11 protein-coding genes are annotated in these 13,622 nt (G+C 74.4%); 8 read left to right on the top strand and 3 right to left on the bottom strand.

The genetic code is table 11. From position 1 onward, the window contains the following. The first annotated feature begins 2 nt into the window (after nucleotides 1–2). From ACFY61_RS03370 to rsgA, 3 genes are all read left to right on the top strand, one after another. The gene (locus tag ACFY61_RS03370) at nucleotides 3–515 is read left to right on the top strand and encodes a hypothetical protein (protein ID WP_389466358.1); all 513 of its coding nucleotides are present in this window, start codon (nucleotides 3–5) and stop codon (nucleotides 513–515) included. A 519-nt stretch (nucleotides 516–1,034) separates the two neighbouring features. Further along, entirely contained in the window at nucleotides 1,035–2,258 is a 1,224-nt protein-coding gene (locus ACFY61_RS03365) for a glycosyltransferase (protein ID WP_389466356.1), read from the top strand. A 266-nt stretch (nucleotides 2,259–2,524) separates the two neighbouring features. Further along, nucleotides 2,525–3,652: a ribosome small subunit-dependent GTPase A gene (gene rsgA / locus ACFY61_RS03360; RefSeq protein WP_389466353.1), complete on the top strand. Its 1,128-nt coding sequence runs from the start codon at nucleotides 2,525–2,527 to the stop codon at nucleotides 3,650–3,652. 131 nt (nucleotides 3,653–3,783) lie between these two features. On the opposite strand, the gene ACFY61_RS03355 is transcribed toward rsgA, so the two are convergent. Next, the gene (locus ACFY61_RS03355; protein ID WP_389467000.1) at nucleotides 3,784–4,869 is read right to left on the bottom strand and encodes a helix-turn-helix domain-containing protein; all 1,086 of its coding nucleotides are present in this window, start codon (nucleotides 4,867–4,869) and stop codon (nucleotides 3,784–3,786) included. Nucleotides 4,870–5,311: 442 nt separating this feature from the next. Between ACFY61_RS03355 and ACFY61_RS03350 the strand changes: the two genes are divergently transcribed. The 4 genes from ACFY61_RS03350 to ACFY61_RS03335 all read left to right on the top strand — a co-directional run bounded on the left by ACFY61_RS03350 (nucleotide 5,312) and on the right by ACFY61_RS03335 (nucleotide 10,452). Beyond that, entirely contained in the window at nucleotides 5,312–6,493 is a 1,182-nt protein-coding gene (locus ACFY61_RS03350; RefSeq protein ID WP_389466350.1) for a hypothetical protein, read from the top strand. Nucleotides 6,494–6,657: 164 nt separating this feature from the next. Then, complete coding sequence (locus tag ACFY61_RS03345) at nucleotides 6,658–8,124, top strand: protein phosphatase 2C domain-containing protein (protein WP_389466347.1); 1,467 nt, start codon at nucleotides 6,658–6,660, stop codon at nucleotides 8,122–8,124. 67 nt (nucleotides 8,125–8,191) lie between these two features. Continuing rightward, nucleotides 8,192–9,934, top strand: coding sequence for a pyruvate dehydrogenase (locus ACFY61_RS03340; protein WP_389466345.1), 1,743 nt, complete (start codon nucleotides 8,192–8,194; stop codon nucleotides 9,932–9,934). Nucleotides 9,935–10,071: 137 nt separating this feature from the next. Further along, a complete protein-coding gene (locus ACFY61_RS03335; RefSeq protein WP_389466343.1) occupies nucleotides 10,072–10,452 on the top strand; it encodes an ATP-binding protein in 381 nt (126 codons plus the stop codon). Nucleotides 10,453–10,464: 12 nt separating this feature from the next. On the opposite strand, the gene ACFY61_RS03330 is transcribed toward ACFY61_RS03335, so the two are convergent. Together ACFY61_RS03330 and ACFY61_RS03325 are read right to left on the bottom strand one after the other, a co-directional pair. Beyond that, nucleotides 10,465–11,520 (bottom strand): DUF2637 domain-containing protein, encoded by a 1,056-nt coding sequence (locus ACFY61_RS03330; protein WP_389466341.1) that lies wholly within the window; start codon nucleotides 11,518–11,520, stop codon nucleotides 10,465–10,467. 198 nt (nucleotides 11,521–11,718) lie between these two features. Next, entirely contained in the window at nucleotides 11,719–12,585 is an 867-nt protein-coding gene (locus ACFY61_RS03325; RefSeq protein WP_389466339.1) for a (2Fe-2S)-binding protein, read from the bottom strand. A 146-nt stretch (nucleotides 12,586–12,731) separates the two neighbouring features. On the opposite strand from ACFY61_RS03325, the gene ACFY61_RS03320 reads away from it, so the two are divergent. Then, nucleotides 12,732–13,406, top strand: a complete 675-nt coding sequence (locus ACFY61_RS03320; protein ID WP_389466337.1) for a GntR family transcriptional regulator — start codon at nucleotides 12,732–12,734, stop codon at nucleotides 13,404–13,406. Nucleotides 13,407–13,622 lie beyond the last annotated feature (216 nt).

Raw genomic sequence — 13,622 nt, 5'->3', positions numbered from 1 at the left:
CGATGCCCCGTCCCCGAGTCGTCTGCGTCCTCGACTGGCACGGTGAGCCGCCCTACGGCCTCACCGCGGTCGGGGTCGCGGCCGACCGGCTGGCCGCGGCCGAGGCCCTCGCCTCGGCCGCGCTGGCCGGCCTCGTCCCGCCCCCGACCTGGGAAGGGGCCGATCCCGCACTGCGCAAACGCGTGGTGCGGGCCTGCCGGCCGATCCCGACCGAGGGGCTGTGGCACGTCTCGGACGACCGTCCGGCGGTGCCGCCGGACCGGTCCCACGAGGACTGCCTCCACCAACTCGCCACCGAGTGGCCCCACGCGGCCCTGCCCCCGACCCCGCCGGCCCACCCGTCGCCCGGCGGCCCGGCCGTGCCTGGCGAGTCGGCCTTGCCGGGGCTGACCGCGCTGGCGCGGCTGACGGCGCTGGTGTGCCGGATGCCGCCGGGTGTGGACCTGGCCGCCGAGGAAGACCTCCTCGACATCTACGACACCTACACCGTGGGCGGCCTCACCCCGCCGCCCTGACCCGCCGCCCCCGCCCGACCCCGTCGGCCCGGGGGCGGCCCCGTTCCCCAGCGCGCCGCCTGCGCGGCTCTGGCTCCGCCGGTGCCCGCTCAAGCGCCGCTCGGGCTTGAAGTGCGGCCCGGCTGCGACGGGTGCCCCGGGGGCTCCGCCCAGGCCCGCTCAATCGCCGCTCCGGCTTGGTGGGCTCGGCGGGGCATGGCCCTGCGGGCCGGCTCCGGGCGGCCACTTCCAGCCCCTCCGGCGTTTGAGGAGCGGGGTTCGGGGCGGAGCCCCGTGTGCCCGAGCGGAGCCGGCTGCGCGGCTCTGGCTCCGCCGGGGCCCGCTCAATCGCCGCTCGGGCTTGAAGTGCGGCCCGGGTTCATCCGGCACCCCGGGGCTCCGGCTGGGCCCGCTCAAGCGCCGCTCGGGCTTGGTGGGCTCGACGGGGTGTGGCCCTGTGGGCCGGTTCCGGCGGGGAAAACCAGCCCCTCCGGCGATTGAGGAGCGGGGTACGGGGCGGAGCCCCGACAGAATGGGTGCGTGCGCGTACTCATCGTCACCGCCGGCTCCTGGGGCGACGTGGCCCCCTACACCGGCCTGGCCACCCGCCTGGCCGCCGCCGGCCACGACGTGGCCGTGGCCACCCACACCCGGTTCGCCGCCCGCATCGCCGCCCACCGCCTGACGTTCCGTCCGCTGCCCCTCGACCCCCGCGAAGAGCTCGCCTCCGGCGCCGGCCAAGGTCTGGCGAGGGCCGGCAACCCGGCCCTCGCCATGACCCGCGCCGTACGCCTGGCCCGCACCTTCGCGCCCCGGCTCACCCGCGGCGTCGAGGACGCCGTCCGCGGCGGCGCCGACGTGCTGCTCGCCTCCGCCCTCGCCGACCCCGTCTGCGCCACCCTCGGCGAGGCCCTCCGCATCCCCTGCATCGGCGTCTACCTCCAACCCCTCACCCCCACCGGCGACTTCCCGCCCCTCGTCAGCGGCGCCCGCTCCTACGGCCGGCCCGCCAACCGGCTGGCCGGGCACGCCGTATGGGCCGCCACCGAACAGCTCTTCGCCCCCGCCGTCCGCGAACTCCGCCGCGAACTCGGGCTGCCGCCCCGCCGTACCCTCCTCCCGCGCGACCGCACCGTGCTCCACGGCTTCAGCCAGTCCGTCGTCCCCCGGCCGGCGGACTGGCCCGCCGGACACCGCATCACCGGCTACTGGTGGCCCGAACACAGCCCCCACTGGCAGCCGGACCCCCGCCTCGCGGCCTTCCTCGACGACGGCCCGCCGCCCGTCCTCGCCGGCTTCGGCAGCTTCGTCGAAGCCGACTCCGCCCGCCTCTCCGCGCTGCTGGTCCGGGCCTGCCGGCTAGCCCGCGTCCGGCTGGTCCTCCAGTCCGGCTGGAGCGGACTCCACGCCACCGGCGACGACGTCCTCACCATCGGCGAAGCCCCGCACCCCTGGGTGTTCCCGCGCACCGCCGCCGTCATCCACCACTGCGGTGCCGGCACCAGCGCCGCCGGGCTGCGGGCCGGCGTGCCCGCCGTGCCCGTGCCCGTCCAGCTCGACCAGCACTTCTGGGCCGCCCGCCTGCACCGCCTCGGCGTCGCCCCGCGCCCCCTGCGCTACCAGCGCCTGACCGCCGCGGACCTCGCCGGCGCGATCCGCACCGCCGTCGCCATCCCCGCGGCCCGGCCCCGCGCCGTCGCCGCGGCCCTCGCCGCCGAGGACGGCACGGCACCGGTCCTCGCCGCCCTGGCCCGCCTCGGCTGAAGGCCGGACGGAAAAACAATTGGCGCGGCCCGCGGGGGCCGCGTTACGGTGCAGCCACGACGAACGAGCCGTAGTCGTACGCAGCCGTAGGACCGACCGGAGGTGAGCATTGATGACTGCCGTCGAGCTGGGCACCACCGCCAGCACTCCGAAGACCATCGATCTCATCCCCGTGGTCACCGGCCGACACTGACGCTCCGTCTCCTCGCGCGCCGCGCCGTGCGCACGCGCACCCACGCCGGGACCACCCTTGTGAAGGGTCCCCCTTGACTTCCTCCGCTCACCCGCTCCACCCGCTCCACTCGTCCGCGCTGACCACCCTGGGCTGGGACGACGACTGGGCCGCCGCCTTCGCCCCGTACGCCGAGCTGGGCCTCGTGCCGGGCCGCGTCGTACGCGTCGACCGCGGCCAGTGCGACGTCCTCACCGAGGAGGGCACGGTCCGCGCCGACACGGCCTTCGTCACCCCGCACGACCCGCTTCGGGTCATCTGCACCGGCGACTGGGCCGCCGTCGACCCCGCCGGGGTCGGCGACCCCCGGTACGTGCGCGACTACCTGCCGCGCCGCACCGCGTTCGTACGCTCCACCTCCTCCAAGCGTTCCGACGGCCAGATCCTCGCCGCGAACGTCGACCACGCCGTCGTCGCGGTCTCCCTGGCCACCGACCCCGACCTCGGCCGGATCGAACGGTTCCTGGCGCTGGCCTGGGAGTCCGGCGCGCAGCCGGTGGTGGTGCTGACCAAGGCCGACCTGGTCCCGGACCCGGTCACCCTCTCCCACCTCGTCCACGACGTGGAGTCCAGCGCGCCGGGCGTACCGGTGCTCACGGTTTCCTCGCTGACCGGCGAGGGCATGGACGTCCTGGCCGCGGTCGTCGGCAACGGCACGACGGTCCTGCTCGGGATCTCCGGCGCGGGCAAGTCCACGCTGGCGAACGCGCTGCTGGGCGCGGACGTGATGGACGTGCAGGCGATCCGCGACGTGGACGGCAAGGGCCGCCACACCACGACCACCCGCAACCTGCTGGCGCTGCCCGGCGGTGGCGTACTGATCGACACGCCCGGGCTGCGGGGCGTGGGGCTGTTCGACGCCGGGTCGGGCGTCGAGCAGGTCTTCTCGGAGATCGAGGAGTACGCCGAGCAGTGCCGCTTCCACGACTGCGCGCACGAGGCCGAGCCGGGGTGCGCGGTGCGCGACGCGGTCGAGCGGGGTGAGCTGGCGGAGCGGCGGCTGGAGAGCTACCGCAAGCTGCTCCGGGAGAACCAGCGGATCGTCGCGAAGACCGATGCGCGGTTGCGGGCGGATCTGCGACGGGACTGGCGTCTGCGGTCGGCGGAGGGCCGCGCCAACTACGCCGCGAAGCGGGGCGGCACGGGCCGCGGCTGGGGCTGACCCCCGCCACTACCCGGCACCCGCTGCGGGCACCCCCGCTCCTCCGGCGCCTGAGGAGCGGGGGTCCGGCGGGATCCCCCCACGCCCGAGCGGCGCGTCACCTCCGCGGCCACGGCTCCGCCGGGGCCCGCTCAATCGCCGCTCGGGCTTGGGGTGCGGCCGGGCTTCGCCGCCTGGTCGGGACCCAGGCTGGGCCCTGGGGCGGGGCCACGGTCCGGCGCGTGCCCGGCGGCTGCGCCCCGGCCCCGGTCAGCGGGCGCGGTGGCGGGCCCGCGGGAGACCCAGCCGCGTTCGTAGGCCTGCCAGCCCAGCTGGAGGCGGGTCGTGACGCCCGCGAGCTCCATCAGGTGCTTCACGCGCCGCTGCACCGTCCGCAACCCCAGATCCAGGTGCTTCGCCACACTCGCGTCCGTCATGCCCGCCAGCAGCAGGGACAGCACCTCCAGGTCCGTCTCGTCCGGACCGGCCCCCGCCTCCCCGACCGCACCCCCCGCGCCCAGCCGCAGCGGCAGCGCCTCCCGCCACACCGCCTCGAACAGGCCGAGCAGGGAATCCAGCAGACCCGAGGCGTGCACCACCAGCGCCGCCGGCTCCGCGTTCCGTCCGGTCAGCGGGACCATCGCCAGCGACCGGTCCGCGATCACCAGCTTGGTGGGGACCCGCGGCACCACCCGCAGCAGCTCGCCCCGCCCCAGCGCGCCCTGCGCCTGCCGCAGCCCGTCCGGGTCGGTCAGGACGTCCCGTTCGACGACCACGCGGTAACCGACCCCGCTGCCCGCCACCCGGTCCTGCGGGCGGCCGGTGACCAGCGCGCACACCTCCTCCGCCGCGCCCAGCTGGAGCTGGGCGAAGCGGTGGGCGACCGCGCTCGCGCCCGTCACCACCTCCAGCAGGTCGTGCACCGCCGGCTCCGCCGCCTCCGCCCGGTACTCCTCCGCCAGCAGCGACGCCGCAAGCTCCGCCTGCTCCAGCTCGTGCCGCTGCTGGGTGAGGAGCGCCCCCAGCGCCACCCCCGGCGGTGCCGCCACCCATCGGCCGGGGCGGGCCGAGGACTGCGCGGCCAGCCCGTGCCGCTCCAGGTGCCGAAGCGCCCGCTCGGTCTGCGGTACCGGCAGGGTCAGCCGGTGCGCCAGGTCCGGCACCTCCGCGGCACCCATCGCCACCAGCGCCCGGTAAGCCGACTCCTGGCCCTCGTCCAGGCCTATCGCACCCAGCAACCCGTCCACCCCACCTCTCGACCCCTAGCCGCGCGCCTGGCGGAAAGCGGCCACGGCGCGAACCCGCCGCGCACATCATCACCGCACCACCCGCCCCTCTGCCAAGGCGTCGCCACCGCAGCACCGGCATCCGCCGGCCGGCAACCGTCCGCGCGGCCACTTCGCCACACCTCGGCCCGCGCCGGACGGCACCCCCCTCACCCGGACGGCGGCACCGCCGTACGACGTGCGCGGCCGGCGGCGTCACGCGCGGCGCGACGGCCGCCCGCGCTGCGCCGTACGGGTGGGTGGGTGACACCCATCGGCATGGAGTTGACGGTGTGTCGCGGCGGCGGCACGGGACTTCGGCGGATCGAGAGGTTAGTACCCATATGTCCATCCGGGTGCCTCCCCGCTGGTTCGGCCGGGCGGCGGACCCTGGAAAACAGTCGAAGGGAAACGCATGAAGCTGCGCCTTGTCCTCGCCTGCTCCTCAGCGGTGGCAGGTCTCGGACTGTGTGCCACGGCCGCCCCGGTCCTGGCCGCGCCGGCCCGATCCGTACCGCTGAACGTGACCGTGCCGTGCGGCACCACCGGCACGACCGAGCTCATCCAGGCCATCAACGACGCGAACGCCAATCCCGACGGCGGGACGATCCGGCTGGCCGAGCGGTGCACCTACGCGTTCTCGACCAACATCGGCCAGAACGCCCTGCCCGTCATCGACCGCCCCATCACCATCAAGGGCGAGGACTCCACCCTGATCCGCTCCGACACCAGCCCCGACTTCCGGCTGCTGGAGGTTTCCTCGACCGGGCAGCTCACCCTGAAGAACCTCACCGTGGCCAACGGGCACGCGAACGGGGACGGCGGCGCGGTCCTCAACCGGGGCATCCTGCGCGTGGAGAAGAGCACGCTGGCCGGCAACCGGGCCAACGACGACGGCGGTGCCGTCTACAACGACGGCGGCAACGTCAAGCTCAGCGACAGCTACGTGCAGACCAACTACGCCTCCGACGACGGCGGCGGCCTCGCCAACAGCGAGAACGGGTCCCTCACCCTCCTCAAGACCGTCGTGGCCGGGAACCAGGCGGACGACGACGGCGGCGGCATCCACAACGAGGGCCGACTGGTCGTCAACTCCAGCCACATCGAGAACAACTCGGCGCGGGAGGGCAACGGCGGCGGCCTGTACACCGAGGGCCAGTCGACCATCAAGGAGACCAAGTTCGTCGAGAACTGGGCCGGTGAGTCGGGCGGCGGCATCAACCAGGAGCCGGACGGCGTCCTGGAGGTCTTCGGCAGCGAGTTCTACCACAACAAGGCCGGCGCGGACGGCGGTGCCCTGCACAACGCCGGTGACGCCACCCTGAACAAGACCAAGATCTTCAAGAACCAGGCCGGCGACGACGGCGGCGGCATCAACAACGAGGTGGAGACCGGCGGTGACACCCCGGTGCTCACCCTCAAGCACGTGGTGATCAAGGAGAACCGGGCCGCCGACCAGGGCGGCGGCGTCCGCAACGAGACGGGCGGCATCGTCGAGAACGTCAAGAGCGAGATCGTCAAGAACCTGCCGACGAACTGCGCGGGCGACGTGCCGGGCTGCTACACCAAGGACGAGGAGAAGACCCGCACCCCGTGACGCCGCGCCGCTCGCAGGTCTGAGCGGTTCGCCGGCACACCAGTACGAGACGCCGGTCCCCGCCGCCCCGCAAGGGGTGCGGGGGCCGGCGTCTTTCCGCACGCACGGGCGTAATCCGCGCGATCGGGGTTTCCGGCCGACCCGAGCGGCCGACAATGGCAGGCATGAGTCAGCAGGGGGACGCGGACCCGCAGGACTGGTGGAACAAACTCTACGAAGCCCCGCCGGACCCACCGCCACCACCGCGATCGCCGGACCCGCAGGACCTGCAGGAACCGCAGGAACCGCAGGAACCGCGGGACCCGCGGGCCGCCCCGGTGTCCGGCCTCGTCCCGGGGCCGCGCGCGGCCGCGGACGACGTGGTGGACACGCTGGAGTCCCGCTTCGGTTCGGCCTGGGCCGTGGTCACCGGCACCCCGCAGCCACCCCCGGCCCCCGACGAGCCCGCCCCGGAGCCGGTGGCCGACGCCGAGCCGGAGCCGAAGCAGGAGCCCGAGCCGGAACCGAAGCCGGAACCGGGTCCCGAACCGGAGCCGGTGCGGGGCTCCGAACCGGCTCCCGAACCGGCTCCCGAACCGGCTTCCGCGCCGGAGCCCGGACCAGCCGTTGGTCCCGAACCGGCGCCGGCGCCAGCGTCGGCGCCCGAACCCGAGGGCCCGCCGGCGGCCCGCCCCGGGCCCGCCACCGCCGCCACCGGGTACGCCCTCGGCGAGGTCGCCATACCGCCCGCACGCCCCGAGGACCCCCGCACCGCGGCCGGGCCGCGGGGTTCCGCGACGGCGGACCCGCGGCCCGAGGTCACCCACCTCGGCGACCGGCCGCCCACCTACGCCGCCGAACCCGGAGCCCTGCCCGTCACCGAACCCGCCGGCGTCCCCGACCTCGTCCCCGACACCGTGCTCGACGGCGCCCGCTACGGCGGCACCACCCTGCGGGCCGTCTCCGTACGGGGCGACTCCGCCCGCTACCGCGGCGAGGCCCGCCGGGACTTCCTGCTCACCGCCCGCTTCGGGACCGGCGACGACTCGCTCGTACTCGTGGCCCTGGCCGGCGGGGACCGGGCGGCGGCCGGAGCGCGCGAGGCCGCCGCCGAGCTCTGCCAGTGGGTCGGCGCCGCCGTGGGCCGCAGCCAGGGCCGGCTCGGCGAGGACATCCGGGCGGGACGGCGCGACGCCCTCCGTTCCGGGCTCCAGCGCCTCACCGACCGCGGCTACGGCAGGCTGCGCGCCCGCGCCGCCGAACTCGGCCGCGAGGAGCAGGCGTACACGGCCGGACTGCGCTGCCTGCTCCTGCCCATCGACCCCGAATGCCGCACCCGGATCCTCTTCGGCAGCGGCCCCGGCGGCGTGTTCCGCTTGCGCACCGGCCGCTGGGAGGACCTGGAGACACCCGCCCAGGGCGGCTTCCGCTTCCGGGCCTCCGTGGCCCGGCCCGGGGACGCCCTGCTGCTCTGCACCGGAGGCCTCGCCGACCCCCTGCGCGAGGAACCGCTGCTCCCCGCCGAGCTCGCCACCCGCTGGTCGGGCCGCGCCGCCTCGCCGCCGGGCCTCGCCGCCTTCCTGGCCGACACCCAGCTGCGCGTCAAGGGCTACGCCGACGACCGTACGGCGGCCGTGCTCTGGGAGGCGTGACCGGACCGGCCGTGGGTTGATGGGAGGCGGTGGCAACAGCAGGCCGAACGGAAGGAGCGCCCCCGTCATGGGCAAGCAGACCGTCGCGGAGCAGTTCATCGACATCCTGGTGCGCGCCGGCGTGCGCCGTGTGTACGGGGTCGTCGGCGACAGCCTCAACCCCGTCGTCGACGCGATCCGCCGGACGGGTGGGATCGACTGGATCCAGGTCCGGCACGAGGAGACCGCCGCCTTCGCGGCCGGAGCCGAGGCACAGGTCACCGGCAGGCTCGCCGCCTGCGCCGGCTCCTGCGGCCCCGGGAACCTGCACCTGATCAACGGGCTCTACGACGCCCACCGCTCCATGGCCCCGGTCCTCGCCCTCGCCTCCCACATCCCCTCGGGCGAGATCGGCCTGGGCTACTTCCAGGAGACCCACCCCGACCAGCTGTTCCGCGAGTGCAGCCACTACTGCGAACTGATCTCCAACCCGGCCCAGATGCCCCGGCTGCTGCAGACCGCCGTCCAGCACGCCGTCGGCCGCAGCGGGGTCAGCGTCGTGGCCCTGCCCGGTGACATCGCCGCCCAGCCCGCCCCCGAGAAGGCGGTGGAGCACGCCCTGGTCACCGACCGCCCCACCGTCCGGCCCGGCGAGGCCGAGATCGAGAAGCTGGTGCGGATGGTGGACGAGGCCCGCCGGGTCACCCTCTTCTGCGGCAGCGGCACCGCCGGTGCGCACGCCGAGGTGATGGAGTTCGCCGGGCGGGTCAAGGCCCCCGTCGGCCACGCCCTCCGCGGCAAGGAGTGGATCCAGTACGACAACCCGTACGACGTCGGCATGAGCGGGCTGCTCGGCTACGGCGCCGCCTACGAGGCCACCCACGAGTGCGACCTGTTGATGCTGCTCGGCACCGACTTCCCCTACAACGCCTTCCTGCCCGACGACGTGAAGATCGTCCAGGTGGACATCCGGCCCGAGCACCTGGGGCGCCGCTCGCAGCTCGACCTGGCCGTCTGGGGCGACGTACGGGAGACGCTGCGGGCGCTCAACGCCCGGGTACGGCCCAAGTCCGACCGGCGGTTCCTGGACCGGATGCTGAAGAAGCACGCCGACTCCCTGGAGTCGGTGGTCAGGGCCTACACCCGCAAGGTGGAGAAGCACACCCCCGTCCACCCCGAGTTCGTGGCCTCCGTGCTCGACGAACTCGCCGACGAGGACGCCGTCTTCACCGTCGACACGGGCATGTGCAACGTGTGGGCCGCGCGGTACCTTTCGCCGAACGGCAAACGCCGGATCATCGGCTCCTTCAGCCACGGGTCCATGGCCAACGCACTGCCGCAGGCGATCGGCGCGCAGTTCACCGACCGCGGCCGTCAAGTGGTCTCGATGTCGGGTGACGGCGGTTTCTCGATGCTGATGGGAGATTTCCTCACCCTGGTGCAGTACGACCTGCCCGTCAAAGTGGTCCTTTTCAACAACTCGTCGCTCGGCATGGTCGAACTGGAAATGCTGGTTTCCGGCCTGCCCTCCTACGGGACGACGAACCGCAATCCGGATTTCGCCGCGGTCGCCCGCGCGGCCGGCGCGTACGGGGTCCGGGTGGAGAAGCCCAAGCAGCTCAGAGGGGCCCTGAAGGACGCGTTCCAGCACCGTGGACCCGCTTTGGTGGACGTGGTGACCGACCCCAACGCCCTGTCCATTCCGCCGAAGATCCGTGCCGAGATGGTGACCGGCTTCGCACTTTCCGCCAGCAAGATCGTGCTGGACGGCGGTGTCGGCCGCATGCTCCAGATGGCGCGATCCAACCTGCGCAACGTCCCGCGTCCGTAACCCCGTTACAGGTTCGCAGGAGTGCCACTCCGCCCGGCGGGCATGCATCCCGTAGACCAGTTCGAAGTCGTGCCTGAACACGATACGGGAGGGACGTCGCCGTGCGGGTGGGGGCGAAGACCGAGATCACACGGACGGTGCGCCGCGCGGATCTGAAGGCGGTGGGCGAGGTGCGCAGGGCCCTGCGGGACCTGTTGCGGCACCGCTGCCGCGCCGACACCGCGGAAGTGGCCGAGCTGCTCACCACCGAACTGGTGACCAACGCGCTGGTCCACACCGATCAGGGGGCGGAGGTCGGCATCCGGCTGGACGACGCCCGACTGCGGGTGGAGGTCCGGGACTCCGCCGACAAGCGGCCCAGGCCGTACGTACCGATCGCCGACGACGGTACGCACGGCCGGGGGCTGTTGCTGGTGCAGGCGCTCGCCGACGCGTGGGGCGTGGACCCGCTGGCCGACGGCAAGGTGGTCTGGTTCGAGCTGGACGGGAAGCCGCCGGGGGAGTCCGGACGGCCGTGACCACCCCGCCGATCAACCGAACTGCTGCTCGAGGTCTTTGAGTTTGCGCTCCAGTGAGTCGAGCCGGGGGAGGGTCTGGGTGTCGTCCTCGGCCGTGAGGTCCACCATGCGGGACTCACTCGCCTCGGTTCCCTGAACGGCCTGCAGGGAGGGCCGGCGCCGTACGGGCAGCTGTCCTGCTTCCGCTATGGCGGGCTCCGCGCCGACCGGCGCGGAGCCCGTACCGGGGGCGAGGCCCGGGACCTCGACCTGCCGGCCGCGGGGCCGGGGGAGGCCGAAGGCCCGGTGCTGACGCCCGATCGCCTTGATGTGGGCGCGTTCCCGGCGCTGCTGCTCGCGCCTGCGGAGCCGCTCCTGCTCCTTCTCCCGCTTGTCCTCCCGTACTTCGTCCACCGCCTCGTCGAGGGTGCGGACCCCCTCCAGCAGCATCAGCGACCAGGCGCCGAAGGTCTCGCGGGGCGCCCGCAGCCAGCGGACGATCCGGATCTGCGGCAGCGGACGCGGTACCAGTCCCTGCTCGCGGAGCGCGGCCCGGCGGGTCTGCTTGAGCGCCCGGTCGAACAGCACGGCCGCGGAGAGCGACATCCCGGCGAAGAACTGGGGGGCGCCGGCGTGCCCCAGACCCCGGGGCGCGTGCACCCAGTTGAACCAGGCGGCCGCTCCCGCGAAGGTCCACACCAGCAGCCGGGAGCCGAGGGCCGCGTCGCCGTGGCTGGCCTCGCGGACGGCGAGGACCGAGCAGAACATGGCGGCGCCGTCGAGCCCGAACGGCACCAGGTACTCCCAGCCGCCGGACAGGTTGAGGTTCTGCCGGCCGAAGCCGACCAGCCCGTGGAAGGACAGCGCGGCGGCCACCGCGGCGCAGCAGAACAGCAGCACGTACGAGGCGGTGCCGTAGATGGCCTCCTTGCGCCGTCGGCGTTCCTCGCTGCGCTCCCAGCTGTCGTCGGCCGTGGCCTTCTCGCCTTCGCGCTTGCCCCGGGCCAGCACCGCCACCGCCGCAAGCACGCCCAGGATCAGCAGGCTGACGGGCAGCAGCCAGTCCAGCGATATGTCGGTCAGTCTCATCCGGTGTCCCTTGCCTGAAGACTCGTCGCGTGTGCGGCTTTCGGCGGCCATAGTGGCGTAGCCGGTCGGGCCCGCACGCGGGTTTCCGGGCAAGAGGACACAGACGGGGTGCGCGGCCCTCCGGATAGGGTGTTGTGGTTCGAACTCCCCTTCCCTTCTGCGGAATCGAGTTCGAATACGGTCACCCCCGGGGGTGGTTCAGGACGCGTGGGCCGCCGTCATCCGGGTGATGCGCTCCGCGTCGCAGGTCCGGGGGCAGGTGACGCAGGTGTCCTCGGGGCGGATGGTGTAGAAGAAGCAGCAGCCGGCCCGGTCGCGGGTGACGAGGCCGGTGCCGTCCGGTCCGGTCAGGGTGCGGAAGCCGCTCGTACCCGTGTAGGGGGCGGTCCCGCCCGGCAGCAGCAGGCCGAGTTCGGCGATGGCGCGGGCCTCCTCGCCGAGCAGGTCGCCGACGTACCAGAGGCTTTCGGCCACGTCGTCGGTCACCATGCCCCACAGGGCGCGGCGGCCGCGCCGCATCCGGGGGGCGAAGCCCTCGACCACGGGTTCCAGGTGCGCGGCCAGGGCGGCCCGCACCTCGGCGCGCAGCGCCTCCTCGTCCGGGATGACGTGGGCGCCGGGGAGGCCCGCGGCGGGGTCGCCGGGCAGGCAGGCGAACTCCGCGACGTGGACGGCCATCCGGCCGAGCGTGCGGTGGTAGGCCACCTGGGCGGGGGGCAGGTACGGGACCCGCCGGTGCAGGAACCAGGGCACGGTGAACAGCAGGCAGGCCGGCCAGGCGTACCGGTGCAGGCCGAAGCCCGCGACCACGTCGGGCCGGGCCTGCCGGCCGTAGTCCCGCAGCACCTGGGCGTGGTCCCAGGCGAGGAAGGCGTCCACGGCGGCACCGCCCGCCGCGAGCTGGTCCGCGCCGACCCACCCCACACCGCGAGGGGCGGGTTCGTGCGCGGACCTTTCGAGGACGCGGAGTCCGGAGTGGACCTCGGCCAGGCGGGCGTACGCCTCCGCCACCGGAGAGCCGGCCGGGGCGGACGGGGCGACGTTGAGCAGGGCCGGGACGGTCATGGACGGACCACCGAATCACACGATCGTTAACAGGTAAGGCTTACCTTACCTGATCTCCGTAGGGGCTGGCCAGCGGCCGAGGTCTGTTTTCCGCCACCGGTTCACCTATTCTTCGGAGGACATCCCGAAGCTGCCAGGAGGACCGAGTGCACGACGCGGTGATCCCGGCACAGGGGGGTACCGGCGGACGGAAGGTATTCCGCCATTCGGTGCGCGGACAGGTGCTCGAGGCGTTGCGGGCGGCGCTGGTCGACGGCGAGCTCGTACCGGGCGAGATCTACTCCGGGCCGGCCCTGGGCGAACGCTTCGGGGTGTCCGCGACCCCCGTCCGCGAGGCGATGGCCCAGCTCGCCCTGGAGGGCGCGGTGGAGTGCCTGCCCAACCGGGGGTTCCGGGTGCTCTCCCGGACGGCACGGGAGCTGGCCGAGCTGGCGGAGGTGCGGGCGCTGCTGGAGGTGCCGGTGATGCTGCGGCTGGCGCGGACCGTGCCGCCGGAGACCTGGGAGTCCCTGCGGCCCGCGGCGGCCGCGACGAGCGCGGCGGCCGCGGCGGGGGACGTCCCGGGGTACGCCGACGCCGACCGGGCCTTCCACCGGGCCGTCCTGTCGCTCACGGGCAACGGTCAGCTGGTCCAGGTGGCGGAGGACCTGCACCGGCGCTCCCAGTGGCCCCTGGCGAACGCGCCGCGGGTGCGGCGGGCGGACCTGGTGGCGGACGCGGCGGAGCACTCGGCGCTGCTGGAGGCGCTGGTCGCGGGCGAGCTCTCCGCGGTCGAGTCCCTGGTCCGCGAACACTTCACCGGCGCCACCGCCCCCCACTGAACGGGGCCCCGCCCCGGCGGCCCAAGCCCCCGGGGCCCCGCCCGGCCCCGCCGGGAGCCCCGGGGCTCCGCCCGGGCCCGCTCAATCGCCGCTCGGGCTGGGAGTCGCCCCGCCGGGGGTGTGGCCCGTGCGGGCCGGTGCCGGGCGGGCACTTCCAGCCCCTCCGGCGTTGAGCAGCGGGGTGCGGGGCGGAGCCCCGGGTGGTCGGCCGGAGCG

This window comes from Streptomyces sp. NPDC012888 (assembly GCF_042900645.1).
Lineage (GTDB): Bacteria > Actinomycetota > Actinomycetes > Streptomycetales > Streptomycetaceae > Streptomyces.
Note: the sequence above shows the minus strand (reverse complement) of the source record. Positions and strands in the feature narration are given on the sequence as shown.

What these genes read in the sequence shown, in the direction of transcription:
- ACFY61_RS03370 (WP_389466358.1), top strand. Translation starts at nt 3, where the DNA reads ATGCCCCGTCCCCGAGTCGTCTGCGTCCTCGACTGGCACGGTGAGCCG.
- ACFY61_RS03350 (WP_389466350.1), top strand. Translation starts at nt 5,312, where the DNA reads ATGAAGCTGCGCCTTGTCCTCGCCTGCTCCTCAGCGGTGGCAGGTCTC.
- ACFY61_RS03345 (WP_389466347.1), top strand. Translation starts at nt 6,658, where the DNA reads ATGAGTCAGCAGGGGGACGCGGACCCGCAGGACTGGTGGAACAAACTC.
- ACFY61_RS03340 (WP_389466345.1), top strand. Translation starts at nt 8,192, where the DNA reads ATGGGCAAGCAGACCGTCGCGGAGCAGTTCATCGACATCCTGGTGCGC.
- ACFY61_RS03330 (WP_389466341.1), bottom strand. Translation starts at nt 11,520, where the DNA reads ATGAGACTGACCGACATATCGCTGGACTGGCTGCTGCCCGTCAGCCTG.
- ACFY61_RS03325 (WP_389466339.1), bottom strand. Translation starts at nt 12,585, where the DNA reads ATGACCGTCCCGGCCCTGCTCAACGTCGCCCCGTCCGCCCCGGCCGGC.